At 72.1% G+C, this 25,708-nt stretch carries 23 protein-coding genes; 8 read left to right on the top strand and 15 right to left on the bottom strand.

Annotated elements, in window-relative coordinates; genetic code table 11:
- Positions 1–21: 21 nt before the first annotated feature.
- Positions 22–786, top strand: a complete 765-nt coding sequence (locus ACFCY1_RS13620; protein WP_375874644.1) for a hypothetical protein — start codon at positions 22–24, stop codon at positions 784–786.
- Positions 787–888: 102 nt separating this feature from the next.
- On the opposite strand, the gene ACFCY1_RS13615 is transcribed toward ACFCY1_RS13620, so the two are convergent.
- The 7 genes from ACFCY1_RS13615 to dcd form a co-directional block, all read right to left on the bottom strand.
- Positions 889–2,235 carry a hypothetical protein gene (locus ACFCY1_RS13615; protein WP_375874643.1) on the bottom strand — a complete coding sequence of 449 codons (1,347 nt, stop codon included), beginning with the start codon at positions 2,233–2,235 and terminating at the stop codon, positions 889–891.
- Between the two features lie 74 nt (positions 2,236–2,309).
- Entirely contained in the window at positions 2,310–3,050 is a 741-nt protein-coding gene (locus tag ACFCY1_RS13610; protein ID WP_375874642.1) for a class I SAM-dependent methyltransferase, read from the bottom strand.
- Positions 3,047–4,348, bottom strand: a complete 1,302-nt coding sequence (locus ACFCY1_RS13605; RefSeq protein WP_375874641.1) for an MFS transporter — start codon at positions 4,346–4,348, stop codon at positions 3,047–3,049. Before ACFCY1_RS13605 ends, ACFCY1_RS13610 begins: the two co-directional genes overlap by 4 nt.
- A 51-nt stretch (positions 4,349–4,399) precedes the next feature.
- A complete protein-coding gene (locus tag ACFCY1_RS13600; RefSeq protein WP_375874640.1) occupies positions 4,400–4,825 on the bottom strand; it encodes an HIT family protein in 426 nt (141 codons plus the stop codon).
- Positions 4,826–4,908: 83 nt separating this feature from the next.
- Entirely contained in the window at positions 4,909–6,006 is a 1,098-nt protein-coding gene (locus tag ACFCY1_RS13595; RefSeq protein ID WP_375874639.1) for a glycosyltransferase family 4 protein, read from the bottom strand.
- Positions 6,003–6,527 carry a deoxycytidine triphosphate deaminase gene (locus tag ACFCY1_RS13590; RefSeq protein WP_375874638.1) on the bottom strand — a complete coding sequence of 175 codons (525 nt, stop codon included), beginning with the start codon at positions 6,525–6,527 and terminating at the stop codon, positions 6,003–6,005. The genes ACFCY1_RS13595 and ACFCY1_RS13590 overlap by 4 nt, the downstream gene beginning before the upstream one ends.
- The gene (gene dcd, locus ACFCY1_RS13585; protein WP_074005876.1) at positions 6,524–7,051 is read right to left on the bottom strand and encodes a dCTP deaminase; all 528 of its coding nucleotides are present in this window, start codon (positions 7,049–7,051) and stop codon (positions 6,524–6,526) included. The genes ACFCY1_RS13590 and dcd overlap by 4 nt, the downstream gene beginning before the upstream one ends.
- A gap of 121 nt (positions 7,052–7,172) precedes the next feature.
- Here dcd and ACFCY1_RS13580 point away from each other — a divergent pair, with 121 nt between their 5' ends.
- Entirely contained in the window at positions 7,173–8,093 is a 921-nt protein-coding gene (locus ACFCY1_RS13580) for an ROK family protein (RefSeq protein WP_074005877.1), read from the top strand.
- A gap of 79 nt (positions 8,094–8,172) precedes the next feature.
- On the opposite strand, the gene ACFCY1_RS13575 is transcribed toward ACFCY1_RS13580, so the two are convergent.
- A complete protein-coding gene (locus tag ACFCY1_RS13575; protein ID WP_375874637.1) occupies positions 8,173–9,366 on the bottom strand; it encodes an argininosuccinate synthase-related protein in 1,194 nt (397 codons plus the stop codon).
- 91 nt (positions 9,367–9,457) lie between these two features.
- On the bottom strand, positions 9,458–10,792 hold the full coding sequence (locus ACFCY1_RS13570; protein WP_375874636.1) for a hypothetical protein: 1,335 nt from the start codon (positions 10,790–10,792) through the stop codon (positions 9,458–9,460).
- A 796-nt stretch (positions 10,793–11,588) separates the two neighbouring features.
- On the opposite strand from ACFCY1_RS13570, the gene ACFCY1_RS13565 reads away from it, so the two are divergent.
- From ACFCY1_RS13565 to hppD, 4 genes are all read left to right on the top strand, one after another.
- Positions 11,589–13,520, top strand: a complete 1,932-nt coding sequence (locus ACFCY1_RS13565; protein ID WP_375874635.1) for an amino acid adenylation domain-containing protein — start codon at positions 11,589–11,591, stop codon at positions 13,518–13,520.
- The gene (locus ACFCY1_RS13560; protein ID WP_375874634.1) at positions 13,517–15,508 is read left to right on the top strand and encodes a hypothetical protein; all 1,992 of its coding nucleotides are present in this window, start codon (positions 13,517–13,519) and stop codon (positions 15,506–15,508) included. Before ACFCY1_RS13565 ends, ACFCY1_RS13560 begins: the two co-directional genes overlap by 4 nt.
- A 63-nt stretch (positions 15,509–15,571) precedes the next feature.
- Positions 15,572–16,411, top strand: coding sequence for a phytanoyl-CoA dioxygenase family protein (locus ACFCY1_RS13555; RefSeq protein ID WP_375874633.1), 840 nt, complete (start codon positions 15,572–15,574; stop codon positions 16,409–16,411).
- Positions 16,412–16,536: 125 nt separating this feature from the next.
- Complete coding sequence (gene hppD, locus ACFCY1_RS13550) at positions 16,537–17,601, top strand: 4-hydroxyphenylpyruvate dioxygenase (protein ID WP_375874632.1); 1,065 nt, start codon at positions 16,537–16,539, stop codon at positions 17,599–17,601.
- A 66-nt stretch (positions 17,602–17,667) separates the two neighbouring features.
- On the opposite strand, the gene ACFCY1_RS13545 is transcribed toward hppD, so the two are convergent.
- The 3 genes from ACFCY1_RS13545 to ACFCY1_RS13535 form a co-directional block, all read right to left on the bottom strand.
- On the bottom strand, positions 17,668–18,426 hold the full coding sequence (locus ACFCY1_RS13545; RefSeq protein ID WP_375874631.1) for an endonuclease/exonuclease/phosphatase family protein: 759 nt from the start codon (positions 18,424–18,426) through the stop codon (positions 17,668–17,670).
- A gap of 336 nt (positions 18,427–18,762) precedes the next feature.
- Positions 18,763–20,154, bottom strand: a complete 1,392-nt coding sequence (locus ACFCY1_RS13540; RefSeq protein ID WP_375874630.1) for a hypothetical protein — start codon at positions 20,152–20,154, stop codon at positions 18,763–18,765.
- Positions 20,155–20,569: 415 nt separating this feature from the next.
- Positions 20,570–21,319, bottom strand: coding sequence for a Stf0 family sulfotransferase (locus tag ACFCY1_RS13535; protein WP_375874629.1), 750 nt, complete (start codon positions 21,317–21,319; stop codon positions 20,570–20,572).
- A gap of 90 nt (positions 21,320–21,409) precedes the next feature.
- Between ACFCY1_RS13535 and ACFCY1_RS13530 the strand changes: the two genes are divergently transcribed.
- Positions 21,410–22,531, top strand: a complete 1,122-nt coding sequence (locus tag ACFCY1_RS13530; protein WP_375874628.1) for a glycosyltransferase — start codon at positions 21,410–21,412, stop codon at positions 22,529–22,531.
- Between the two features lie 545 nt (positions 22,532–23,076).
- Positions 23,077–23,532: a hypothetical protein gene (locus tag ACFCY1_RS13525; RefSeq protein WP_375874627.1), complete on the top strand. Its 456-nt coding sequence runs from the start codon at positions 23,077–23,079 to the stop codon at positions 23,530–23,532.
- A gap of 3 nt (positions 23,533–23,535) precedes the next feature.
- Here the strand turns inward: ACFCY1_RS13525 and ACFCY1_RS13520 are convergent, their stop codons facing one another.
- From ACFCY1_RS13520 to ACFCY1_RS13510, 3 genes are all read right to left on the bottom strand, one after another.
- The gene (locus ACFCY1_RS13520) at positions 23,536–23,715 is read right to left on the bottom strand and encodes a hypothetical protein (RefSeq protein WP_159028437.1); all 180 of its coding nucleotides are present in this window, start codon (positions 23,713–23,715) and stop codon (positions 23,536–23,538) included.
- 178 nt (positions 23,716–23,893) lie between these two features.
- Complete coding sequence (locus ACFCY1_RS13515) at positions 23,894–24,295, bottom strand: helix-turn-helix domain-containing protein (RefSeq protein WP_375874699.1); 402 nt, start codon at positions 24,293–24,295, stop codon at positions 23,894–23,896.
- A gap of 202 nt (positions 24,296–24,497) precedes the next feature.
- On the bottom strand, positions 24,498–25,547 hold the full coding sequence (locus tag ACFCY1_RS13510; RefSeq protein WP_375874626.1) for a LacI family DNA-binding transcriptional regulator: 1,050 nt from the start codon (positions 25,545–25,547) through the stop codon (positions 24,498–24,500).
- Positions 25,548–25,708 lie beyond the last annotated feature (161 nt).

Below are 25,708 nucleotides of genomic sequence, written 5' to 3'. Positions count from 1 at the left end.
CGCAGGAAGGGACACGGATTCATGCGTATCCGCCCGATCATGATCATCACCGCCACCGCCGCGGCCATCGCGACCGCGGGGGGAATGGCCACCGCCGCGACCGGCACCCCCACGGCCACCCCCACGGCCCAGAGCAAGCCCGCCGCCGCGCCGGCCGCCCCTGCCGTGCCTGCCGCCCCGGCCTCCGGCGGCGGCTCGGCCGCGACCGGAGCGACTGCCACCCCGGCGGCCTCCACCGTCACCAGCACGACGACGACCCCGATCGACGCCGGGACCGTCGCCGGGATCCTGGCCTCCTGCCTGGGCTCCGAGGCTTCGCAGTACCAGGCGGTGATCGGGGTCCGCGCTCCCGTCGCCTCGTCGGACATCGACGGCGTGGTCATCGCCGTCGACTCCGCCGGCCAGTACGTGCAGTGCGAGTCGAAGGGCGACAAGGGCACCAGCATGTCCTCGCCCGCGACGTTCATCAACGACCGCCTGTGGGGCACCGGTCACCTGGTCGAGTTCTTCGACAGCTTCAGCACGCCGACCGGTGCCGGGCAGTTCCTCTCGCTGGGCGCCGGGCACTACACCGCCGACGTCGCCAAGGTCACCATCAGCTACGGCGACGACTCGACGGAGTACCCGGCCGTCATGGCGGGCGGCGCGTTCGCCTACACCGCGGCCGTCTCCACCGGCGCCGACGCGAACTTCCCCCCGGCTCCCTACGTCCACGCCTACAACGCGGACGGCAAGGAGATCTACAACCAGAAGACGCAGCCCACGGTCAAGAACACCCACCCGTAGGCGACACCCCGGGCGGGCGGCCGTTGCGACCTCCGCGGGGGCAGTGAGCCGGATCCTCCGCGGAGGATCCGGCTCACTGCCTGACGAACCGGGCCGAGCGGGTCAGCGCTGCCGCTCGGGCTCCGCGTAGGTGCGGAAGTCCGAGGCGGTCTCCGGCCAGTTGGCCCGCTGCCAGCTCCGCAGTTCCGGGTACGTCGCGTGGGCGGGCACGACCACCAGGCGCTCGTCGAACCACCGGGTCAGGAACTCGCGCCGGCTGCGCACCTCCTCCCGGGTGCGCCCGCTCAGCATGACCTGCCCGACCCCCTGGGTGGTGTCCTGCACCGTGTCCCCCGTCCGGAAGCCGTACGGGAGGTCCAGCCGCACGTGCTCGACACCGGGCAGGGCCCGGATCTGCTCCAGTGAGGGATAGCCGACCAGGACACCGGGCCGGTTGGCGAGGAAGAGGGTGCTGACGCTCTCCGGACGGACGGTCGGTTCGATCGTCGGCTCGATCCCCTCCGCGCACCGGATGGCGGCTTCGCCCAGGTCCACGCCGAACTTGAACGCCACCGCTTCGGAGATCAGCCCGCCGCCGGTGCGGGCGGCGCACTCGCCGAACACGAGCCCGCCGGTGTCGGGCCGGCGGAACAGCTCCATGTGGAACACCCCGCGCCGCAGGCCGAGGGCCCGCAGCGCCTCCGTCACGACCGGCCGCGCCAGGGCGAAGGCGTCCGCGTCCTCGGTCGGGTCGAAGCGTTCCAGCTGGAGCACCCGGTTGGCGTCGACGGCGGTCAGGCACGGCTCCGCGTAGGTGCCCACGCTGAGGAACCGGAGTTCGCCGTCGAAGACCACGCCGTCCGCCATCCACTCCTCGCCCGGCGTGAACTCCTCCAGGACGAAGGTGCGTTGCGGAACGCCCCGGCGCCGGTACTCGGCGCAGGTGTCGATCAGCTCGGACAGCCCCCGGACGACCGAGGTGTTCCGGGTGCCCGCCCCGGCGATGGGCTTGAGCACCGCCTTGTCGAAGTCCGCGAGGGCGGACGGATCCAGGTGGTGGATGTCCTCGATGACCTGCGAGGCGCCGACGTCCAGGCCGGCCGCCGCGACGGCCCGCTTCTGCAGCCACTTGTCCCGGAAGTTCGGGGCGATGTCCGCGGCCACGGCCGTCGGGAGGTCCAGGACCCGGGCGAGGGCCGCGACGGTGACCAGGGCCTCCTCGTCGGAGGTCTGGAGGAAGCGGAACTCCCGCTCGGCGGCGCCGGTCCGGCGCAGGGCGAGGAGGACGCTCTCGATGCTCGTCGGGTCCTCGGCGAAGATCCCCACGGCCCCGTCCGGGAGCTTCAGGTAGCCCCAGTCCGCCAGGTGCGGGCCGTGCACCACGTACGGCGTGATGCCGTTCCTGAGGCAGGCGCGCATCGCGTACGGGTCCGTGCCGACGATCAGGGCCGAGGGCTGGTCCTGGGGCAAGGGTTCTCCTTCGTTGTGGGGCTGAGGGGGCGGCGGTCCGCGGGCGGACCGGGAAGACGGGTGGGACGGCAGGTCTAGAGGTCGGCGATCCGCCACACCCCGATCGACTTGTCGGCGAAGCGGTGCTCGACCCGCCTGCCGTCCTCCTCGGTGGCGTAGACCTCGGTGCACTGCTCGTCGAGCACCCGGAAGGGCTCGGGCAGCAGGAACGGGGCCCGCCGGAGGTTGAGCGGACGCCAGCCGCCCGCTTCGGTGGCGGCCTCGTTCCCGGCCCGCCCGGTGAAGGTGGTCGTCGCCAGGTAGGTCGAGCCGCTGCGCCGGATGTTGTCCAGCGCGCGGTGGACGTCGTCGTCTCCGAGGTGCACCAGGCAGTCGCGGGAGAACACCAGGTCGACCTCCGGCAGCGGGTCGCGGGTGAGGTCGAGGACCCGGAACTCGCGGTCGGCGCGGGCGAAGCGCGCCCGGTTGCGCTCGACCACCGCGGGGACGATGTCGGCACCGAGGTAGCGGTCGACGCCCAGGTCGACCCTGGACATCCAGAAGAAGTCCCCGCACGGCGCGTCGAGCAGGCTCCGGACGCCGAGCTCGGCGAGCAGGGACGGCAGTTCGGCACGCAGCGCGGCCGTCTGGGCCAGGTTCGACCCGAGGCCGGAGCGGGATTCGTCGTCGTCGGCCCCGCTGTCCTCGGTCAGGGTCCAGGCTCCGCTGGCGTAGATCCGGGCGAAGGTCTCCTGGAGCGTGTCGCGCGGTGGCCCGGCGGCTTCCGGTGCCGCCACGGAACCGCGCGTGCCCTGCTCCCGGGTGTCGTCGGTCATTGGTCCTCCTTGGTCGTACGGACGGATGCCGGCACTGCTGCCGAAGCCTGTTGCGGACGGTCCGCCCCCGCCGCGGCCTGCGGCTCGTACGGCAGGGTGCGGACCCCCGGGACGGCCAGCACGATGCCCGCGGTCGCGGCGACCAGGCAGGCCGCGCCCAGGAAGACGGCGCCGCTGCCGACCCGGTCCGCGATCGGGGCGGCGACCGCCAGGCCGAGCGGGAGGAAGACGAACGAGCCGAAGGCGTCGTAGGACATCACCCGGGACATCGACTCCTCCGGCACGTGCTTCTGCAGTGCCGTGAGGAAGGTGACGTCGTTGAGGCTCATGCACAGGCCGGTGACGAACATCGCGCCGGCGGTGACGGCGACCGGCGCGGCGCAGGCCAGCGCGACCAGGGACGGCACGATCCCCAGGGTGAACAGCACCGCGGCCCGCAGGGGCCGGCGGGGCCGCAGCCGGATGGCCAGCAGGCTGCCCGCCACGAAGCCGACCGCCTGCGCGGTGAGGACGGCGGCCCATCCGGAGGCGCCGCCGAGGTGCGCCTCGGCCTCGACCGGTCCCAGCACGATGAAGCCGGCGCCGATGCACACGTTCACCAGCGCGAGTTGTGCCACCGCCGCCCACAGCCAGGTCCGTTCGGTGAACTCTCGCCACCCGTGCCTGAGTTGGGAGAAGATCCCTTCCTCCGTGGGCGACGGCTGGTCCGCCGTGCCGGTCAGCCGGACTCCGGCGAGGAGCACCGCGGACACCAGGAACGTCGCCGCGTCCACCACCAGTGCCCAGCCGGCGCCGAGCAGGACGACCAGCACGCCCGCGAGCGCCGCGCCGCCGATGCTGCCCGCGTTCATCGACAGCTGGACCAGCGCGTTGGCGGACTGGATCTTCTCGGCGGGCACGAGCTGCACCGTGACGCTCCGGGACGCCGGGGTGAACAGCGCGCTGGCGGCGCCGCTGACCATCGACAGGACGACCAGTCCCGCCAGGGAGTCCGTCCCGGTCAGTACCAGGACCGCGACCGCTCCCTGGGCGAGACCCGCGGTCAGGTCCGCCCCGACCATGACCCGGTGCCGCGGCAGCCGGTCGGCCAGGACACCGCCGTACAGCAGGAACGCGACCTGGGCGGCGATCCGGGCGGCGGCGACGATCCCGAGGGTCGAACCCGAGCCGTCCGGCATTCCGAGGACGGCGAAGGCGAGCGCCACCGGTGCGATGGCGTCACCCAGCAGGGAGACAGACCGGGCGGAGAACAGCAGCAGGAAGGAGCGGTCTCGGAGGATGGAGAGGTCGGCGCGCACACAAGGCCTTTCACGTTCTGGCCCGACGGGATCGAGCTGGTCGGGGAGCCGTCACACCGCGGTCCGGTCCGGGTGGTCGGGGGACGGTGCCGAGAGGCGGGCGCGGGTGACGGCGAGCCGCTCCAGCGGCACCGGGTCGGCCTTCCAGGGGCGGTGGAGGTGGTCCCCGGCCGCCCGGGGCACCAGGTGGACGTGCAGGTGGAACACGTCTTGCCAGCCCGCGTCCCGGTTCGCCTGGAACAGCGTCAGGCCGTCCGGCGCCAGCACGTCCCGGATCCGCCCGGCCATCAGGTGGACGGTGGCCATCACGGCGGCGGCGTCCTCCGGGGTGATCTCCCAGAGGTCGGCGGCGTGGCGCTTGGGGATCACCAGGGTGTGCCCGTCCATGACCGCGGTGATGTCGAGGAAGGCGATGGTCCGTTCGTCCTCGTGGACGACGGCGGCGGGCAGCCGGCCCCCGACGATGGCGCAGAACACGCAGTCCGCGGACCGCGGGCCGTCGCCCCGGTCCCGCTCCGGCCCGCCGGTGGGCGCAGGGGCCGCGGTGGTCGGCCGGGGCGTCAACGCGCGACCCGGCGGGAGAGTTCGGCCAGGTCGCCGGCGGTCCGCGACAGCGGGAAGCGCCCGCTGTTGACCAGGCCGGCCGCGGCCAGGTCGTCCAGCCGCTCCGGCGAGCGGAGGAACTCCTCGATGCGGCCCCGGAGCGCGGTGAAGTCCCCGAAGTCGACCGGGAGCGCGGAGCGGCCGAGCACCTCGGTCAGGCCCGGCACGGGCTGGTAGGCGACCGGCAGGCCGCACGCCTGCGCCTCGATGGTCACCAGCCCGAACGCCTCCAGCCGGAGCGAGGGGACGATCAGGAGGTCGTGTCCGCCGAACGCGCGCCACAGGTCCTCCCGGGACAGCCAGCCGAGGCGGCGCACCCGCGACAGGTCGGAGCGTGCGGCCAGGGCCGCGAACTCCGCCGGGGGAGCGGCCACGGAGAGCTCCACCCCGGGGAGCGAGGCCACCGCCGCGATCAGGCCGGAGGTGGCCTTCTCGGCGGTGAGCCGACCCGCGTAGAGCACCCGCAGGACGCCCGCTTCGCGCTCCGCGCGGTGGCCCGGCCCGGTGGGCCGGCCGGCCAGCAGCCGGTCGGGGACGCCCCAGGGGATGTGGACGATCCGGTCCGACGGGACCGGGGCGATCCGGCGCAGCCGGTCCGCCATCGCCCGGGTGGGGACGACGATCGCGTCGGCCGATGCCGCGGTCTCCCGCAGGACGACGGCCTGGGTCGGGTGGTCCTCGGCGAACAGCAGGTCGGTGCCGTGCACCAGCGCGATGCTCGGCCGGTCGGGAAAGACCTGCTGCAGGGCGGCCGTCGCGCCGAAGGCCAGGTGCTGGAGGTGCAGCACGTCGTGGTCGGCGGCGGGGTACCTGTCCCGGACGGCGGCGCCGAGCCGGTCCACGTAGGCCCAGAACGCCGGCCCCGACACCGTCTTGCCCGGCACCGTGAGCAGGGCCGGTGAACCGGAGGTGTCGGGCGCCTGCCGGTCCTGCGGGGCGAGCATGAAGACGTCGGCGGGGATGAGCGGTTCCGGCCCGCCGTACAGGTCGCGCAGCAGCTCGACGCTGCCGCCGGGGCTGTCCGGGGGGAGGTCGATCCCGGTGAGGACGTTCACGCGAGCTCCTCGTACAGTCGCGACGTGTCGATGCCGCTGGTCCGGGTGTACTTCCGGCCCATGCTCTGGTAACTGGCCTCCGCGCCGAGGGTCTTGAGGAAGATGATCTTCCCGAAGGTCATCCCCGGATAGATCCGCACCGGGCGCACCACGCGGATCTCGAGCGTCCACCGGATGGCGTGGCCGACGTGGCCGAGCGGTGCCGAGACGTGCACCCAGACGCCCAGCGCGCCCACCGTGCGGTCACCGTTGATCATCTGCGCGAAACGCTCGGAATGGGTGCGCTCGTGGGTGACCCCGAGGTAGAGCCTGCCCGGCAGCAGCACCATGCCGTCCGGCGGGATGGTGCGCTCCTCGAACTCCGTGGAATGCGCCGCGTCGAGTTCGGACTCGCACACCCGGATGGTGTCGCCGAGTCGCCAGTCGTAGGCGTTCGGGGAAATCCTTCGGGGGTCGAACGGCTCTATGACGATGTCACCGGAGTCGATCGACCTGGCTATTTCCGCCCGGGTGAGGATCACAGCTGCCCCAACTTGTCCCGCCAGTAGCGCGATTCCTGCGGTCCGACCGCGCCCTGGTACTTCCCGGAATAGGGCTCGATATCGCCGAGCGTGTCGAAGAACATGATCTGCCCGATCTTCATCCCGGGATACACCCGCAGCGGTCGGACCGCGGACAGCATGAGGGTCCACTGGCCGTGGAAGCCGATGTCCCCGATCGGGGCGGTGATCTCCACGAAGAGCCCGAGCCGGCCGACCGAGGAGCGCCCGAAGAGCAGGGGCACGAAGACGTCGGATCCGACCTCCTCCACGGTGTGCCCCAGGTAGAGCTGGTCGGGCTCCAGCACGAAGCCGCTGGAGTCGATCTTGGTGGCGTCGGTCCGATTGGGCCGGTACGCGTCGATGACGCTGTCCGTGTAGGTGATCAGCGTCTCCCCGAGGCAGACGTTGTAGCTGTTCGGGTTCACCTGGTCCCGGTTGAACGGGGATATGGAAATCCTGCCGTCGCGGGCGGATTCAACGATTTCTGGTCCCGTCAGGATCACAGGAGGCTCCCACTCTTCCGGCCTGCCGGACAAAACGGCGGGCGCGCACCGACGAGGCTTTTACGGGTCGTTTTCCAGGACGTTTGCCAGCTCGTCCGAGCATGCTCCATACTCATCCCCCATGAAACACGTCATAGCCCTTGATGTGGGCGGTACCGGAATCAAGTCCGCCCTGATCGGAAGCAGCGGAGAATTACTTCACCAGGCCCGCCGGGAAACCCCTCGCGAACGCGGCACCGACACCGTCGTGGAATCGGTGCTCGAGGCGGCCGCCGAAATGCGCGCCCACGGCGAGCGCCGCTTCGGCCGGCCCGCGGCCGCGGTGGGCGTCGCCGTGCCCGGCATCGTCGACGTCGGCACGGGCACCGTCGTGTTCGCGGCCAACCTCGGTTGGCACGACCTCCCGCTCGGCGCGCTGCTGGCCGACCGCCTGGGCGGCGTGCCGGTCGCCTTCGGCCACGACGTCCGCACCGGAGGACTCGCCGAGCAGCGGATCGGCGCCGGCCGGGGCACCGAACAGTTCCTCTTCCTGGCCATCGGCACCGGCATCGCGGGCGCGATCGCCCTCGGCGGACGGATCGAGGCGGGCGCCCACGGCGCCGGCGGCGAGATCGGCCACATCGTGGTCCGGCCCGGAGGCGCCGCCTGCCCCTGCGGCCGGCGCGGCTGTCTGGAGCAGTACGCCTCGGCCTCGGCCGTCGGACGGGCCTGGGCCGCGGCCTCGGGCCGACCGGCCGCCGACGCGGCGGACTGCGTCCGGGCGCTGGAGGCCGGCGACAGCCGCGCCCGGACGGTCTGGGACGACGCCCTGGCCGCGCTCGCCGACGGTCTCGTCACCTGCCTCACCCTGCTCGACCCGGGCACCGTGATCATCGGAGGCGGGCTGGCCGAGGCCGGGGACACCCTGTTCGAACCGCTGCGCGCGGCGGTCGGGAAGCGGCTCGCCTTCGAGCGGATGCCGGAGATCGTGCCGGCGGCACTCGGGGAGACGGCGGGCTGCCTCGGTGCCGGCCTGCTGGCCTGGGACCTCCTCGGCGGCTGACGGCCTTCGCCCCCCGCCGTCGGCCCGCCGCTCCCATGGCGGGCCGACGGCGGGGGAGCGGGACGGTACGGGCCGCGCATCAGGCCCCCGCCAGCACGGCGAGCTCCGCCCTCACGGACTGCTGCTCCCAGCTCTCCCGATCGCGCAGGTAGACCGGCCGGTCGGCCTCGATGGCCCGGGTCTCGGCCCCGCCGGGCGTGAGCCGCCAGCGCACCGAGCCCGTCACCGGCCGGGCGCAGAAGTCCATGAACGACTGGGTGGCCGCCCGCAGTTCGCCGAACCAGCGGCCCTCCAGCGCCTCCCGCACCCACAGCTGTTCGAGGTGCATCTTCTCGCGGATCGTCTCGGCCGAGAGCACCGCCGACTCGAGGTGCCGGTAGCTGCGCAGCAGGAGCCACGCGGCCGGCATCTCCCGGATCTCCAGCACCTTCTCGCCGCCGGCGAGGTGCTCCAGGCCGCTGTACCGCCCGAGGCCGAAGGCGCCGACCCGCCGGTTCAGCTGGTCGATCAGCGGCACCAGCGGCAGGCGGGTGCCGTCGACCGCCACCGGCGTACCCCCCTCGAACCGCACCTCGACGCCGTCCTCGGTGACCGCAGGTCGGCGCGCGCTCCACCGGAACATCTGCTCCGGCACCGCGTGCTGCTCGGGGTCGTCCAGGAGCCCGGACTCGAACTCGCGGCACCAGAGGTTCGAGTCGCCGCTCACGACGCGCTCGCTCATCCGGGCGAGGCCGGCCTCCTTCAGCTCCTGGATCTTGACCTCCCGGCCCACCGGGTCGAGGTCGTACGGGCTGCCGTAGGCGCCGTCGAAGCCCAGCAGTTCCAGGGCGCCGTTGAGTCTGCGCATGGTGTTCTGGGAGCGGTTGGCGGTGTGCAGGACGGCCGCCGCCCCGAGCTCCTCCGCCAGTTCGGTGGCGAACCGGGCGATCAGCGGGCGGCTCAGGGTCGAACTCACCGGGTGGGTCCCCAGGTAGACCGCCTGGCTGACGATGGCCGCCCGCACGAACTCGTCGGCGAAGGCTCCACGGCCGTCCACGACGTGCAGCCGGACCCCCAGCTCGTCGGCGATCTGCTGTTTCTGTTCGCTGGTCTCGTCCTCGCCGAGGTCAACGCTCAACGCGTGGACGTTCCGGAACCCGGCGTTCTTCAGTCGCAGCAGGAGGAAGCTGCTGTCGAGCCCTCCGCTGAAGAGCGTGACGACGGGGGCCTCCGCCGGCAGGGCATCGGTGGTGAGTTGACGGAAGGAGCGGATCAAGCGGTGGTGGCTTTGCATGATGGTCCTTCGAGACGCGGTGGGGGAAGTGGTTCGGCGCGTGCGGCGGCCGTCCCGCGGGTGAGGTCCGCGGCCCGGGCGGCGGTCGGCCTCAGTCGTCCGAGTAGGTGCCGAAGGAGGAAGCGGATTCCGGCCAGTTCTCCTTCTGCCACCGGCGCAGTTCGGGGTAGCTCGCGTGCGCGGGCACGACCAGCAGCCGCTCGTCGAACCACGCGGTCAGGGAGTCGCGGCGTTCGCGGAACTCCTCCCGGGTGCGGCCGCTCAGCACGACCTGGCCGACGGCCTCGGTGGTGCTCGCGAGCGCGTCCGCCATGCGGAAGCCGTACGGGAGTTCCAGTCGCAGGTACTCGACCCCGGGCAGGGCGCGCACCTCGGCCGGGGTCGGGTAGCCGACCAGGACGCCGGGACGGTTGTTGAGGTAGGTGGAGCCGATCGTGTCGGGCCGCACCGAGGGCTCGATCCGGGGGTCGGTCCCGGCCGCGCAGCGCAGCCCGGCGAGCGCCAGGTCGACGCCGAACTTGGCTTCGACCAGCTCGGGTTGGAGCAGTCCGCCGGTCCGGGCCGCGCACTCGCCGAACACCAGCTTCCCGGTGTCCGGCTGGTGGAAGAGCTCCATGTGGAAGGTGCCGCGCCGCAGGCCGAGCGCGCGCAGGGCCGGTTCCACGACCGAGCGTGCGAGGTCGTAGGCGGAGGCGTCGGCGACCGGGTCGAACACCTCGACCTGGAGCGCCCGGTTGAAGTCCACCGTGCTCAGGCAGGGCTCGCCGTACGTGCTGACGCTGAGGAACCGCAGCTCTCCGTCGAAGACCACGCCGTCGGCGATCCACTCGTCGCCCGCAACGAACTCCTCCAGGACGAAGGTCCGTTGGGGCATGCCGGCGCGCCGGAGCTCGGCACACCGGGCGATCAGCCCGGCGCGGCCCTCGACGACCGAGGTGTTCCGGGTGCCGGCACCGGCGACCGGCTTGAGGACCGCCTTGTCGAAGTCCTCGACGCTCGCCGGATCCAGGTGGTGGACGTCCTCGATCAGGCGGGACCGGGTGACCTCGATGCCGGCCGCGGCGAGCGCCTCCTTCTGCAGCCACTTGTCCCGGAACCGCACGGCGGTGTCCGGGTCCACGGCGACCGGGGCGCCCAGGACCTCGCCCAGGGCCGCAACGGTGACCAGGGCGAACTCGTCCCCGGTGTGGACGCAGTCGAAGTCCCGGTCGGCGAGGCCGGCCCGGTGCAGCGCGAGCAGCACGCTCTCCACGCTGGAGGTGTCCTCGGCGAAGACGGTCTCGACCCCGTCCGGAATTCCGATGAACCCCCAGTCGCGCAGGCCGGGGCCGTACACCACGACGGGCTCGATTCCGTTGCGGAGCGCGGCCCGGATCAGGTACGGGTCCGCTCCGACGATCAGGGCCGAGGATCGGTTCTCAGACACGGGTCTCCTTTGGAACGGGGCGGGTCCAGCCCACGATGTTCGTGCATCGATTCAGTGGCAATGCCCCACCTGATGCCGCCGCTTCGGCGAATTCGCCGGGGCCTCGGGCACGAATGACCGGGGGAATGCCTGCGGGGATGCGCGGAATGCGTCCCGTTCCACGTATCCGTCACGCTCCGACGGATACGCGAACCCCCCGGTCGGCTCCGGAACCATGGCGTCGTGGTTCTTGATCCATAGTCCATGACAAGCAGTTGATGTGCAATGGCACATTGCATCTCGCGGTGCCGGCGTCCCCATTTGACCCGTTTTGGCCGTCTATTTTCACATCGGATCACAAGTGGAGTCGGATCCTCCAGCGCGCTCGACAGGGCCTCCCCGGAGGGCATGTGACGGACCATCGGACAACCGGGCGTGTCTCCGGCGATCTGGGCAAGCGGGGCCGGATCGGACATAGCGCATGATTGCCGGTATTCCCCGGAAGAGGGTGGCGGGACCTCTTCCGATTGCTTAGGCTCCTGGAGGTTCCGGCACTTGCCCGGTGCGGCGGAAAACGGGATCCGACGGAATTCCCGGACGCGCCGAGGTCGGCCCTTTCCGCCTCCCGGCCCGGCCGGAGTGAGGACACCTGACAATTCCGTCCCGGCCGACCCGGACCTTCACGGGAACCCGCGCGACCCGTCGGCCGCCGGGATTCCCGCCCACCCGCGCGGCGTCGGCGTCGGTCCCATCAACACGCATTACGCGGCGCCGTGTCCATCGACCCGGTCAGCGCACGAGAGGACGGAGTCAGCCAGTGATCCAGCGGAACAACGGACCGACCGGGGACGAGCCGGGGGCCACCGTGCACGCCCTGTTCGAACACCATGCGGAGCTCGCCCCGGACCGGACGGCCGTGGTCGCGGACGACGGGCAGCTGAGCTACCGAGAGCTGAACGCCCGCGCGAACCGGCTGGCCTGGCGGCTGCGCGAGGCGGGCGTCGGGCCCGACACGCTCGTGGGCATCTGCGTCGAACGCTCCGCGGCGATGATCGTCGGGCTGCTGGGCATCCTGAAGGCGGGCGGTGCGTACGTCCCGCTCGACGCCGGATACCCCGCCGAGCGGCTGGAGTTCATGCTCCGGGACACCGCCGCCCCGGTGCTGGTGACCCAGCGCCGGCTCGCCGACCGGCTCCCCGCGGGCCGGGCGACCGTCGTCCTGCTCGACGAGGACCCGGCCCACCACCCCTCCGGGAACCCGCCCGTCGTCGGCCGGCCGGACCTCGCCAACGTCATCTACACCTCCGGATCCACCGGAACACCCAAGGGCGTCCTGGTTCCGCACCGGAGCGTCGTCCACCTGGTGACCGATCAGGACTACGTGTCCATCGCGCCGGACGACCGGGTCGCCGCCCTCGCCACACTGTCCTTCGACGCCTCCACCTTCGAGATCTGGGGGCCCCTGCTCAACGGTGCGACCTGCGTCGTCTACAGCTTCGGCGGCACCGACCTGACCACCCTCTGCCGCCGGGTCCACCGGGACGCCGTCTCCGTCCTGCACCTGACCAGCCCCGTCTTCCGGCTGCTGGAGCCGGCGCACCTCGCCGACCTCTCCGGGGTGCACACCCTCCTGTTCGGCGGGGACTCCATCCGGGCCGAGGTGGCGGACCTCGCGCGGCAGGCCTTCGCGGGGCGGCTGATCCACCTGTACGGGCCGACCGAGACGACCGGCTTCGCGACCTACCAGGACGTCCGGACCATGGCACCGGACGCCACGATGATCCCGATCGGCACCCCGCTCGACCGGGTCCGGGTCCGGGTGCTCGGGCCGGACGGAGCGGACGTCCCGGACGGGGAGAGCGGAGAGCTCCACATCGGCGGAGCCGGCATGACCCGCGGCTACCTCGGCCGCGCCGAACTCACCGCCGAACGCTTCGTCCCGGACCCCGACGACCGCGCCGGCTCCCCGCTCTACCGCACCGGTGACCTCGTCCGGCGCGGCCCGGACGGGGCGCTGCGCTTCCTGGGCCGGATCGACCGCCAGATCAAGGTGCGCGGCTACCGGATCGAACCGGGCGAGATCGAGGCCGCGCTCACCCGGCACCCCGGGGTGCACGACGCGGTCGTGGTGGCCCGGGACGACGGCGCGGGGGACAAGCGCCTCGACGCCTACGTCGTCCCCTCCTCCGGACCGGCTTCCGGTCCGGCCTCGGGACCTGCCTCGGGACCTGCCTCCGGACCTGTCGGCACCGCCGACGGCGCGGGACGCGACCGGGAACTGGTGGCCGACCTGCGCCGGCGGCTCTCGACGGAGCTGCCGCGGTACCAGCGCCCGGCCTCGATCACCGTGATACCGGCGATCCCGCTCACGACGAACCTCAAGGTGGACGCGGCGAAGCTGCCCGCCCCCGCCGAGGAGCGCGATGCCGCCCAGGGCTCCCCGACCGCCCCCCGCGACGAGCTGGAGTCGGCGCTCGCCGCGCTCTGGCGCGAGATGCTCGGACTCACCGAGGTCGGGATCGACGACGACTTCTTCACGCTCGGCGGAGACTCCGTCTCGGCGGTGCAGCTGGCCACCGCCGCGACCCGGCTGTCCGGCGTCCCGGTCACGGTGCGTGACGTCATCGGCTCCCCGACCATCCGCGGACTGTCCGCTCTGGCCGACGGATCCGCCGCGGTACGGGCCGACGGTGCGGCCGGCGCTCCGGCCGGTTCGCCGCGGCCGACTCCCGCCGGAGGCCCCGCATGAGCGGCCGGGCCCCCGCCGACGCGCCCCTGACCAGGGCGCAGAAGTTCCAGTGGTTCCTGGAGAAGGGGCTGGCCGAAGGACTCCGGCCGCTCCCGGCGGGGACCGACGAGGCCGCCGCCCAGCGCCTGGTGCACGCGCTGGAGGACCGGTTCGAGATCCTCCGCACCTCCCTCGCCGTCGTCGACGGAGAACTGCGGCAGCTGGTCCACCCGTCGGGCTCCCCGGTGCGGGTCGTCGACGTCGCTCCGGACGGCACCGCCGAGCGGAGCCTGGCCGACCTGGTACGGGTGTTCACCGCGCACACCCACGGCAGGGTCGGCCGGTTCCTCGTGCAGTTCCACCTGCTCCGGTCCGAGGACCGGCGCTGGCTGGCGGTGGTCGCCGACAACGTGGCCGTGGACGCCGGGTTCCACGGCGTGGTGGACCAGCAGCTCACCGACCTGCTGCACGGACGGACGGACAGCCCGGACACCGGTGGCCCGCACCGGCGCCCCGGGATCCAGCCGGCCGAGCAGGCCCGGCGCGAGGCCGACCCCGGCGAGGACACCGAACGCACCAGGGCGCTCGACTACCTGCGGCGGCACTTCTCCCACGCACCGGCACGGATGCACCCGCACCACCCTCCGGGCGAAGGGACGGCGGGCCGCTACTACCGGAGCACGCTCACCCTGCCCGGCGCGGACGGCCTCTTCGCCCGCGGCATGGCCCACACCGGGCTGCTGCCCTCGGCCGTCGTCCTCGCCGCTTTCGCCCAACTGCTCTGCCTGCGTGCCGACACCGACGCGTGCACCGTCAACGTGTCGCTCGACAACCGGCACAACGCCGACCTCCGCCGGGTGCTGTGCGCCACCGCGCAGCGCTCCCCGGTGGCCCTCCGCCGGCAGGGCCGGAGCCTGCTGGAAGCGGCCGCCGAGGTGCAGCGGACCCTGGCCGAGGGGCACCCCGCCTACGGCCGGTACGACCCCTTCGACCTGATCCGCGAACGGGTCGAGGCCCAACACCGCCGAGGCGTCTGCCTCTCCACCGACCTCGCCTTCAACTTCATCCCGCCGCCCCAGGGCTGGCGGGAGCTGATCGAGGCCGAGCCCGGCCCCACGGACGAGCCCGGCTCCGCAGATCGGCCTGGTTCCACGGACGGGTCCGGCTCGACGGGCGGGCCTGGCTCCATGGACCGGCCCGGCTCCCGGATCAGCTGGGCGACCACCGCGGAGACCTCCTACGAGTACGGAGCCAGCCTGTCGGTCCGCTGGGCCGACCCGCACACCGTCCGGCTGTCCGTCCACGGCGACTCCAGGGTCCTGGAACCCGAGCAGTGCGCGGCACTGCTGCGCGGCGTCGAGCTGGTCCTGACCCGCGCCGCGACGGGCCGGGACTGCTCGCCGGACGATGTCGCGTCCGCCGTGGGACTGCTCCGGCTTCCCCGCGGCCCCCGCGAACGGCCCTCCGGCGGGCGGTGGATCGACCTCCGCGCGATCGAGGACCTCCTGCTCGCCCTGCCCGGGGTCACAGCGGCCGGGGCGTCGCTCGAACCCGGCGGCGCGTCCGGCACCCCCCGGCTGACGGCCCGGGTCACCGCGGCCGACGGCAGCACGCTCACCCCGTTCGACCTGCGGGAGGAACTGCTCCGAGCCGTGCACACGGGTGCGATCCCGGTGGTCCCCGACTGGTTCGAGATCGACGGCGGCGACGTCTCGGACGGGCGGTCGCTCCCCGGCCGCCCGGCGGCCACGGCCGAGGAGACCGCGCTGCTCACCGCCCTGAGCGGGGCCGGGACCGAGCCCGGCCGGGCCCCCGACCTCGACCTCTGCTACCTGCGGGCGGGCGGCCGGCCGGAGCACTATCCGCGCTTCGCGGAGCTGCTCCGCCGGCTCGGCTACCACCCGCCCGGTTTCGCCCAGGTCAGCGGCATGACCACCCTGCGCAGCCTGGCCGGGGAACTCCGTCCGTCCGGCCGGGCCGGAGGCCGGCCCGCGGCGCCGGCCGGCTGACCGGGCCCCCGGCGGAGGCAACCGCGCCAACCGATCCGTGACCCACCGACCCTCGGAGCACCCATGACCAACGCAATGCCGGAGCCGGTCCTGTCCCAGGAGGAGGTCGATCGCTTCTGGCGGGACGGATACCTGCTGATCCGCGGCGTCCTGACCAGGCAGCAGGCCAGGCACCACGCCGGCCTGATCCTCGACCTGCTCCCGCGAGACCTGCGCGTCCCCGACCACTGGGAGGCGTACGACGGCCGGTTCAAGCCCTTCAACACCCCGGGGAACCAGACCTTCGACGGACCGGAGTTCATCCCGCTCTTCCAGAACGAGCGGCTCTACCGGGTGGCGGCCCAGCTCCTGGGGCACCCCCGACTGCTCGTCCGGGACGGCTCGGTGGCCATCACCATGCGCAACGACACGGCGCACCCCAGCGAGCTGAGCCAGGACCTGCACATCGACCCGGCGGTACCCGAGGACGCCGACGAATTCCTGCTCACCCCCGAGGAGGTCGAGATCGGGGGCTGCTACTACTTCACGGACGTGGCCCCGGGCGGTGGCGGCATCCACGTCGTGCCCGGCGGCCACCGGATCGTCGAGGCCGAGGCCCGCGCCGTCCGCCAGGGGCGGCAGCTGCACGACAAGTGGCGCAACATCCCGGACCTCAAGAGCGTCGAAGTGACCGGGCAGGCAGGCGACTTCGTGCTGACCCACCATCTGATGCCGCACGCCGCCTCGCACAACCGGCGCCCCGAGGTCCGGGTCGCCCAGTTCGTCCGCTACGCGCGGGACGACCAGCCCTGGGACGCCGGCGAACGCCCCGGTGACCGCCCGGCCGGTCACTCCTACAACGACCTGCAGACCGCGGCGATGACCCCGCTGGGCCGCCGGCTGCTCGGCGTCGACCCCTGGTAGCGGGCCCTGGCGGTGGCCGGTCCAGCACCAGTGGACCGGTCACCCGTACCGGCAGCGACACCGGCACTGGCACTGGCACTGCCACAGGCACGCCCGGCAGACCACCCCTCAAGGAGGCCACCACCATGACGACATACCCGGACGGCATACCGCTCGACCTGTCCGTCGACCACGTAGAGCTGTACGTGGAGGACCTCGACGCCAGCGCACGCCACTACGCCCGGGCCTACGGGTTCACCGTGTACGCCACGGCCGACCGGCCGGGCGAGGCGAGGTCCGTCGCCATCGGCCGGGAGCACATCCGGCTGGTCCTCACCCAGGCCCTGGCGGAGGACCACCCCGCCGCCGACTACGTCCGGCGGCACGGGGACGGCGTCGCCGACATCGCCCTGGCCGTACCCGACGTGGTCGCCGCCTTCGCCGCGACCGTCCGGCGCGGCGCCCGGCCACTGGCCGAACCCGAGGAGACGGACGGCGTGGTCACCGCGGCCGTCGCCGGCTTCGGCGACCTCCGGCACACCCTGGTCCAGCGCCGCGCGGGAACCGACCACCGGCCGCTGCCCGGTTTCACCCCGGTACCGCGGAGCGAGCCGGAAGCGGACACCGGCCTCCTGGCGGTCGACCACTTCGCGGTGTGCGTCGAGGCGGGCCTGCTCCGGTCCACCGTCGCGTTCTACGAGCAGGTCCTCGGCCTGCGCAACACCTTCACCGAGAGGATCGTCGTCGGCGCCCAGGCCATGGACTCCGAGGTGGTGCAGTCGGCGTCCGGCGGCCTCACGCTCACCATCATCGAGCCCGACACCAGCCGCGAGCCCGGCCAGATCGACCACTTCATCAAGAACCACGGCGGCTCCGGCGTCCAGCACATCGCCTTCCGCACCGACGACGCCGTGCGGACCGTCCGGACGATGGCCGAGCAGGGGGTGGCGTTCCTGTCGACGCCGGGCCCCTACTACCGGATGCTCGCCGATCGGCTGCGGCTGACCCGGCACTCCGTGCCCGCGCTCGCCGCCCTGGGCATCCTCGTCGACGAGGACCACGAGGGCCAGCTCTTCCAGGTCTTCACCCGGACGCTGCACCCTCGGCGGACCCTGTTCTTCGAGGTCATCGAGCGGGTCGGGGCCACGACCTTCGGCAGCGGCAACATCAAGGCACTGTACGAAGCGGTGGAAGCGGAACGGCACGGGTGACCGCCACCGCCTCCCGAGGGTCCGGTCCGGCCCGCCGCCCCGGCCCGGACCCTCGGGGGCCGGCGGTCAGCCGGAGACCACCAGCCGGGCCAGCACCGGCAGGTGGTCCGAGGCCACCGGCTCCTCGGTGACCAGACCGACCCGCACCGGCGTCACCCCCCGGCCCGCGAAGACGTAGTCGATGCAGTCCCGCGGAGCATCGGCCGGGAACGTCGCCACCGGACCACCGTCGAGAACCGTCCAGGAATCGGTGAAAGCAGCCCGAAGCCTGGTTATCTCCGACGTTCCCGGGGTCGCGTTGAAATCGCCGAGCAAAATGGCCGGGCTGGTTTCCCCGATCAACTCCACGACTTCTTCCGCCTGGCGGGTCCGGTCGATTTCCGAGAACAGCTCCAGATGCGTGACGAAGACCTGCAGCGGAATTCCGCCGAGGTCGATCTCGACGTGCAGCAGGCCGCGCTGCTCCTCCCCGGGGGACCGGAAGAGGTGGGTGTTCCGTGCACGGGTGATCGGGTGCCGGGACAGCACCGCCGTACCGTACTGGCACCGCGGAGCCGCCGGCGCCGCCGGCTCCAGGTCGATGTTCGCCCCGTACGCCGGGTGGTAGCCGAGCGACCGCGCCAGCTCCGCCACCTGGTCGTTCCAGTGACTGCGCCCGTCGAAGTGCCGGTCCACCTCCTGGAGCCCGACGATCTCCGCACCGCTGCGCCGGATCACCCGGGCGATCCGTTCCAGGTCGAGGACGCCGTCCGTTCCCTCCCCGTGGTGGATGTTGAACGACAGGACGTCGACGGTAGCTTCGGCGGAATCCAACCGGCTGTCCATGCGCACTCCTTTTCCACGGCGGACCGTTCCGCCGCTGCGTTGCCTGATCGGCCGGAGCCCATTGAATACGATCGCCGGCCGGTCCGGCAGAAATTCCCCTCCTGGCGAACGGGCGCCAACATTGTCGGAATTCCCGCCGCCCCGCCGTAAAACGCCCGGAGGCGGCAGGCGCGGAAAAGCGGTGCGCCGGCCGACGTGGAGGTACGAACCCGCGGGTGCGGGGAGGACGACCTGGCGGCCGTCGCCGTTCTGCTCGGCGTCGGCTGACCCCCTGTCGGTGTACAGGAAAACTGCGCAGGCCGGTACAGACCAACGTGCGCGCGGCGGATGGTGGGTTCAGCCTTCCCTTCGTGTGATGTCGAGGGCTCCGTCGTGTAGGGCGAAGCGGCGGGCCGCCTTGTCGTCAGCCGTGACGGAGGGCCGGCCGGCGCCTTGGAACGCCGCCGTCCGCAACTGGAAGCGGGCGGGGCCGGCGCCGCACATCGCGCGCAGCCGCCACGGGTCGTTCTCGGCGTTCCGCGGGTGCGGCGGCACGGCCAGGTGCACGAGGGCAGAGGCGTCGTGGTCTGCGCCGTAGCGTGTGTGTGCCGAGGTGTAGGAGGCCATCCGGAGTTCGACCTCTACCGGGCCGGGTACCGTCGCGAGGTTCGGAGTGGGCTGCTGCGATGTGCCGGTGATCGGGTGTGGTTGGTCCTGGTCGCGGAGGACGACGAGGAGATCCGGTCGGTGGACGGTCTCCGCCAGCTCGCTGGCGAACCACTTCGCGAGGGCTGGGCCGCCGCGTCCGACCCAGGTCTCGACCAGGTGGCGGAAGGCGGCTTCCCGCCGGTGGGGCAGGCGGTGAGCACCCGCGGCGAGGATTGCCTCGCCGGCTCCGGTGAAGGCTCGGTGGAAGTCGCGTACGGGGACCCGGTCCGCATGCCGGGGACTGCGCACCATGCGGACGTGCAGCATGGCGCGGTGCAGAACGGTCGCTGCGGCCATGGCGTTGGCGCCCAGGTGCCCCTCCTGCGGGAAGTCGCCGCGAGCAGGTCGAGTGTCACGGGGTGGTGTGGTCGCGTCGGCCTGGCGCCCGGCCGAGGACAGGTGCCAGCAGCGGTCGTCCGGGCAATGGTCGGCCGTCGCCGCGCAGAGTATCCCGCGGGCCCCCAGGGCGATTGACACGCCGTCCGCTCGCGCTCCAAGGACGGCGCCCCGGGCGTCATCGGAATCGAAGCGGACCTCGGTGATGTCGCGCAGCCATATATTCAGCGTCGCGCTCTCGGCCGGGGTGCCGTCGTCGACGGGATAGGAACGGGTGACAGCCAGTTCGAGCTGGCCGACGAGACGGCTGCCGGCCCGCTCGATCCGCAGATGGCGGACCTCGGCCGATGAAAGGTCGTAGTCGGCGGCCAGGCTCTCCGCGGCGTGCGCCGTCAGCGACATCACCGGGGCCATCACCTGTCCCAGATAGTCACGGCCCGGCGTGGACGGCTTCCCCGATGTGAGGAGCCCGTCCAACGAGTGCCCGGCCGCCGCAGCCTGCTCGATCATCCAGGTGCGCCGATCCTCACCGAGGCCGGCCATCCATTCCAACGCTGCCAGAGACCGACGCTCGCGCCCGCCTCGCGTGCCGGCCGTCGCCGCCCGAAACAGCGGAAAGGTGTTGTTGTCCCACACGTCCGCCGCCATGTGGATCGTCTCCCGGTCGAAGCACCGGGCGTCCGCGGCAGCGTCGGCGATCTGCACCAGCGACCGATCCAGCAGCGCCCCCAACACGGCGAGGGCAGAACCTCGTTGGCCGCGCGCCGCTCCGCACGGCCCACCCGTGCTCACACGGCGCTGCGGAGAGGAAGCATCAAAGTTCGCCATGCCGGGATCGTTGCACGAAACACGATCACATCGAACAGGGCCCTGAGCACGATCGTTCGTACCGAGCTCAGCACTTGAGCGTAGCGCCGACGGATGTACCAGGATGTGGTCATGCAGACTGGTGGGGGTGGCGGGGGCGATCTCGCGATGGATCTGTTGCGGGCGATGCGGCGTCGGGCCGGGCAGCGTCGTTTCGTACCGGACGGGCCGGTGCGGCGTGGGCCGTTGCGTCGGCCCTACGGCAGTGAGCCTCAGGTGCTGGCGGAGCTCATCGAGGTCGCGGAGGCAGCGGTCACGTTGAACCGTCCCGGCGGTACCGGGCCAGCCATTCCAAGCTCACGTCGTTTCCCTGCCGGCGCGTGAGCGGCTCCACCGGCCGGCCGCCTCGCGCGACTCCCAGGCTGTCCAGGAGCCGGTCCACCACACCCTCCGGGTCCGTCAGCGCGTCCTCGTACGTCACCGTGATCGGCGTGATCCCGCTGTCGGAGAACCGGCGCGCCCACTCCTCGTTCTGCTCCCGGATCACGTGCTCCCAGTGCGCGATCCGGTCGCGACGGTAGGGAACGTCAGCGCCCACGCCACGAACGTCGTCGGCATACCAGACGTCGGTCTCCAGCGCCCGGTACAGAGACACCGCTTGTGCCGCCGTGTCCAGCCGCCGGTTCCACACATATACCGGGCGGTCGAAGGCGCGCTCGATCACCTCGCGCCAGCTCGCTCCACTCGCGGACTGGTGTCGCCGCAGCCCGGCGACGACCTCGTCCAGGTACGACCCCATGACGATCAGGCCCAACACGCCGTTGGCTGAAGTCCCGATCCGCATCAGCTTTCGTAGCTGGTCCGGCTGCGTCCGGTGCGCCGGACCGATCGGGATGTCCTCACCGTCCAGTTCGGTAACGTGGTTGTACAGGTACTCCTGCGGGTTGCCCGACAAGCCCGTGCTCTCCAGCAGACCGGCCAGCAGATGAGTCCCTGACCTCGGTGTGCTGCAGATGAGCAGGCATCTGCCCGCCGCCGGCGCCACGTCGCTCGTTCGCGCCACAGGTCGCACCCCCTCTTTGAGCGCCTTGACCGTCGCTCGACCCCCCCTTAGCGTAGTGGTTCCTGGGTCGCACACGTGGGGGGTCGGGGGATGCGCATAGCGATCGCGTTCGACGGTCAGTACGCATCGGCGGCACGCAACATGCTGTCGTCGCTGGCCCGTTGCCTCCCGCCGAAGAGCGGTGTGCGCATCTCGGCACTGATGACAGATGACTCGCCGAGTGCCGACGTCGTCGAGCACGCGATGTCCCGCGGGCTCGATCTGGAGGTCGTCCGTCTGCGCCGCGACCTGTCCGACCTGCCACTGCTGCGCTACCTGACCGGCGCGACGTACGCGCGCCTGTTCCTGCCAGAGCTGGTGCCGGACGACGTGGCGCTGTACATGGACGTGGACGTCGTGCTGATGCGAGACGTGACAGAGCTGTTCGCGACGGACCTTGGTGACAGACCCCTCGCGGCCGTGCGGGACATGTGGCGTCCCAACCTGCACGAGGCGTTGGCAGGCGGAAGCAACGGACGATTCGCGCCCGACGCGCCCTACTTCAATGCGGGGGTGATGCTGTGCAACCTCCGCCAGTGGCGTCGGGAGAGCTTGACCGAGCGGGCCCTCGACTGGCTCGCGAGCCAGGATCAGGTCCCGGTCTGTCTGGAGCAAGATGCGCTCAACGCGCTCACGCACGGTCGATGGATCGAGCTGGATCCGCGCTGGAACGTGTTCCCGATGACTGACTTCCGCGACATCCCGCCCGAGGCTTGGCCGCCGCGACTGGGTACGGAGTACCACGCGTACCGGGATCAGGAGCGACGCGCCTTCGTGCTCCACTTCATCGGCTCCCGCAAGCCATGGCGTCACCCGTACCCGGACACCGAGAACCTCAGGCGATATCGTCACTTCACCACGCCCACCGTCGAGGACCTGACGCCGAACCCTGTCACCTCGCCGTCTCGGCCGACCTCCCCGACCGTCGAGGACCTGACGCTGAACCCTGTCACCTCGCCGTCTCGGCCGACCTCCCCGACCGTCGAGGACCTGACGCCGAACCCTGTCACCTCGCCGTCTCGGCCGACCTCCCCGACCGTCCCGGAGACGCCGCCCCTGGCGCTTACCGGGGGAGGGGGGTCGGCGACATCGCCGGCGGCGGTGTTCGGCTACCCAAACCGGCGTGATCAGGACAAACGACCCGAGCGTCGCAAGAGGCCTCGCTTCGTCTGACCAAGAAGTACGCCTACGGCGACGTCCTCCACGTCGTTCTGGTCGGACGCTTGGCGGCGGAGCCGGAGGCGTTCCAGACGGCTCCGGGCTCCAGCCATCGCCATCGTCTTCTGTTCGCACGGTCCGCTCCACCACGCCCATGCGACGCACCCGCCGCGGCACAGCGCTCCTTGAAGCCTCAGCAAGCCGGTCAGGCAGAAGACGTGTCACCTAGCTTTCAGCACACCGTCCCGGGGAAGTGGCACGAAACCCGGAACGATCAAGGTGACACGGAGCGCGGATCCAGCGGAACGCACAGCTCGCGGACTCGCCATAGGACATCGGAACGCGGAACCTGCGGGCCTGCTCCTTCCGCCACGGCCTGCCCGCTGTGGTCTACAGCCTCGGGATGGGCCGCAACGAGATCGGCATGCGTCTGCTCTCCGCGGAGAGCCGCGTCCCGCTGTGCCTGCCGCGATTCTCGGCGACTTGTCCGTCTGGGCGGCGTCGTCTCCTGGGTGCTAGATTCGAACGCGTTCAAAGAGGGTGCTGTGCAAGGGGGAAACATGGTCGCGGTGCCGGTGAGTGCCCGGTGGCTGTCCGGGGTCGGGGCGGTCGCGTTCCTGTTGCCGGTGTGGAGCATCCACCGGGGGTACGGCCCGGGCGGGCTGGTGCTGTACGTCTTCGGCCTGGGCTGTGCGGTGGTGTGCGCCGTGCCGCCGTTCTTCTCCGACGAGAAGCGGCTGCGCGTCGCGTGCACGGCCGGCGGCGTGGTGGTCACCGTGGTGTCTGCGCCGTTCGTGTTCGTGGGCGTCCTGTTCGCGAGGTTCCTCTACTACGGCACCCTGTACCTGGCCTTCCTCGCGCTCCCCGTCACCGCGGTGGCCGGCCTGGCCGCCGGGTTCCAGCGCGCCAAGGGGCGGGACCGCGGCCGTGGGCCGGCCCGCTTCGCCTGGGCGTGCGCGGCGCTGACGCTGACCGGCTGGCTGGCCGTCAGCGCCTGGATCCTGACGCTGCGCTGATCGTCAGGCCCGCGCGACCGCACTGTACGTGAGGTTCTTGAGGTCGTCGGCGAGGCGGCGGGCTGCTTCGGTCTCGATGGAGCCGCGTGATTCGATCTCCTCGCCGCCGCCCGCGTCGCGTGCCGAGGCGAGCCCGACCGAGGCGCGGGATCCTGGCCCGCGGCCGCCTGGGGTTGACGCCACCGCCCGGATCGGCAGGGAGGTCGGCTGGACCGCAGACGGCGTCAACTACCGCCTCGCCCGGCCGAGTCGACGGTGGCACGTCCCCAACCGGACGGCGCCGGTGGGGCGGGCGTACGCGTTCGGCGTCCTTGTGGCGGACGTGTGGCCGCCGGCGTCTGCCCGCCGCACGCGACGGCCGTCAACCGGCCCGGCGCACGGGTCGGGGCCCGGTCGGGCGGGGTTGCGGACAGCGTCGGCGGCGCCTGCAGCACGGGCCGCTCTCGCCGGTCGCGGTCATCGGCAGGACCATCACGACCACCGCGGACGGCTGTTCGTCCACCTCCCCGGCGGCCGGCGTCTCGCGACGGCTCCCGTCCGGCTGATCGGGCCCGCTGCCGGGAACGGCGCGCGCGGCACGGAGAAACCATTCCAGTCGCGAGGCCCTCAGGCCGAGCGCCGCCGCGAGCTGTTGGACGGAGCGGCGCTGTGGTCGGAGCACCCGGCCCCGCTCGATGTCGCTGATCGTTCTCACACTGACCCGGGAACGCCGGGCGAGTTCCTCATGCGTGAATCCCACTTCACGACGAAGCGCCCTCAGCATGCCCCCGAATGCCGAATCCCCTTGTTGTGCCTTCGACATGTCACCCCCCAGAATCTTGGCGCGTGGGAGCGCTCCCACGCCCATCGGGAGCGTAGCAGCACCTTATGCCCAGGTCAGCCGTGACACTCGGCCGTGGCTCATACCGGAACAACGGGACGTGACGGCCTTTCAGTTCGAGGCCGTCCGAGGCAGTCCGAGGCCTTCAGGCCGAGGCGCGGACCGTCAGTTCGGTCGGCAGGATCACCTGACGACGCGGCCGCCCGGGGTCGGCGATCTCCTCGAGCAGCAGCTGGACCATCAACCGCCCCATCGCCTCGGTCGGTTGGCGAACACTGGTGAGGGACGGCTCGGTGCTTCGGGCGATGACGGAGTCGTCGAAGCCGACGACGGCCACGTCTCCCGGCACGCGCCGCCCGGCCTCGCGCAGCGCCCGGAACGCGCCCACGGCCATCAGGTCGGAGGCGCAGAACACGGCATCGAGGGTGGGCATTTCGGCCAGGAGCTCGCACATCGCCGCGTAGCCGCCCGCCTCGGTGAAGTCGCCGTGGGCGACGAGTGCGTCCTCCGGAGCGAGGCCGGCCTCCGTGAGCGCCTCCCGGTACCCCGCCAGGCGTGCCCCGGCCGCTTCCATGGCGAGCGGCCCCGTGATGGTGGCCACTCTGGTGCGGCCGAGTCCGACCAGGTGCCGGACGGCCGCCCGGGCCCCGCCGGCGTTGTCGGCGTGGACGTAGCTCAGCGATTCGCGCTCGGACCGGCGACCGCCCAGCACGGCCGGCATCCCGAGCTGTTCGAGCAGGTCGGGCAACAGGTCGTCCTGGCGCACCGAGACCAGGAGTACCCCGTCGACCCGACGCGCGGTGAGGTAGCGCGTCAGACGTTCGCGCTCGTCCTCGTTGCGGACCAGGGTCAGCAGCAACTGAAGGTCGGTCGAGGCGAGTTCGTCGGAGATCCCGGTGATGACGTCCGCGAAGTACGGCTCCGACCTCAGCCGCGACAGGCTCTCCGGGACGACCAGGGCGACGACGTCGGTGCGCGAGGTCACCAGGGACCGTGCCGCCTGGTTGGGTACGTAGCCGAGCTCGGCGACGGCGTGCTCCACGGCCTCCCTCGCCCGGGCGCTCACCTTGGGCGAACCGTTGATGACCCGGGACACCGTTCCCCGGCTGACTCCCGCGCGGGCGGCCACGTCCTCCACCGTCGGTCGCGCGGCAGGCCGGGCGCCACCGGGGCCCGGCCTGTCAGTTCGGGGCATGATCACACTCCGGTGTGGCTCACTCTCGGGAGTGGCCATCCTACACGGCGTGAGAGCGCTCCCACCGGCGCTTCCACAGCCCCGGCCCGTCGGCCGGTCGGGAGGGTCGGCCACCCCCCCCCCGGGCCCGCGGGGACACGGGGCGTCCCCGCCCCCCCCCC

This window comes from Kitasatospora sp. NPDC056273 (assembly GCF_042268845.1).
Classification (GTDB): domain Bacteria; phylum Actinomycetota; class Actinomycetes; order Streptomycetales; family Streptomycetaceae; genus Kitasatospora.
Note: the sequence above shows the minus strand (reverse complement) of the source record. Positions and strands in the feature narration are given on the sequence as shown.

Bases quoted from the DNA above. Each gene is read 5' to 3' on its own strand.
- ACFCY1_RS13620 (WP_375874644.1), top strand. From the start codon at position 22: ATGCGTATCCGCCCGATCATGATCATCACCGCCACCGCCGCGGCCATC.
- ACFCY1_RS13610 (WP_375874642.1), bottom strand. From the start codon at position 3,050: ATGACCGACGACACCCGGGAGCAGGGCACGCGCGGTTCCGTGGCGGCA.
- ACFCY1_RS13580 (WP_074005877.1), top strand. From the start codon at position 7,173: ATGAAACACGTCATAGCCCTTGATGTGGGCGGTACCGGAATCAAGTCC.
- ACFCY1_RS13575 (WP_375874637.1), bottom strand. From the start codon at position 9,366: ATGCAAAGCCACCACCGCTTGATCCGCTCCTTCCGTCAACTCACCACC.
- ACFCY1_RS13560 (WP_375874634.1), top strand. From the start codon at position 13,517: ATGAGCGGCCGGGCCCCCGCCGACGCGCCCCTGACCAGGGCGCAGAAG.
- ACFCY1_RS13555 (WP_375874633.1), top strand. From the start codon at position 15,572: ATGACCAACGCAATGCCGGAGCCGGTCCTGTCCCAGGAGGAGGTCGAT.
- hppD (WP_375874632.1), top strand. From the start codon at position 16,537: ATGACGACATACCCGGACGGCATACCGCTCGACCTGTCCGTCGACCAC.
- ACFCY1_RS13545 (WP_375874631.1), bottom strand. From the start codon at position 18,426: ATGGACAGCCGGTTGGATTCCGCCGAAGCTACCGTCGACGTCCTGTCG.
- ACFCY1_RS13530 (WP_375874628.1), top strand. From the start codon at position 21,410: ATGCGCATAGCGATCGCGTTCGACGGTCAGTACGCATCGGCGGCACGC.
- ACFCY1_RS13525 (WP_375874627.1), top strand. From the start codon at position 23,077: ATGGTCGCGGTGCCGGTGAGTGCCCGGTGGCTGTCCGGGGTCGGGGCG.
- ACFCY1_RS13515 (WP_375874699.1), bottom strand. From the start codon at position 24,295: ATGCTGAGGGCGCTTCGTCGTGAAGTGGGATTCACGCATGAGGAACTC.
- ACFCY1_RS13510 (WP_375874626.1), bottom strand. From the start codon at position 25,547: ATGCCCCGAACTGACAGGCCGGGCCCCGGTGGCGCCCGGCCTGCCGCG.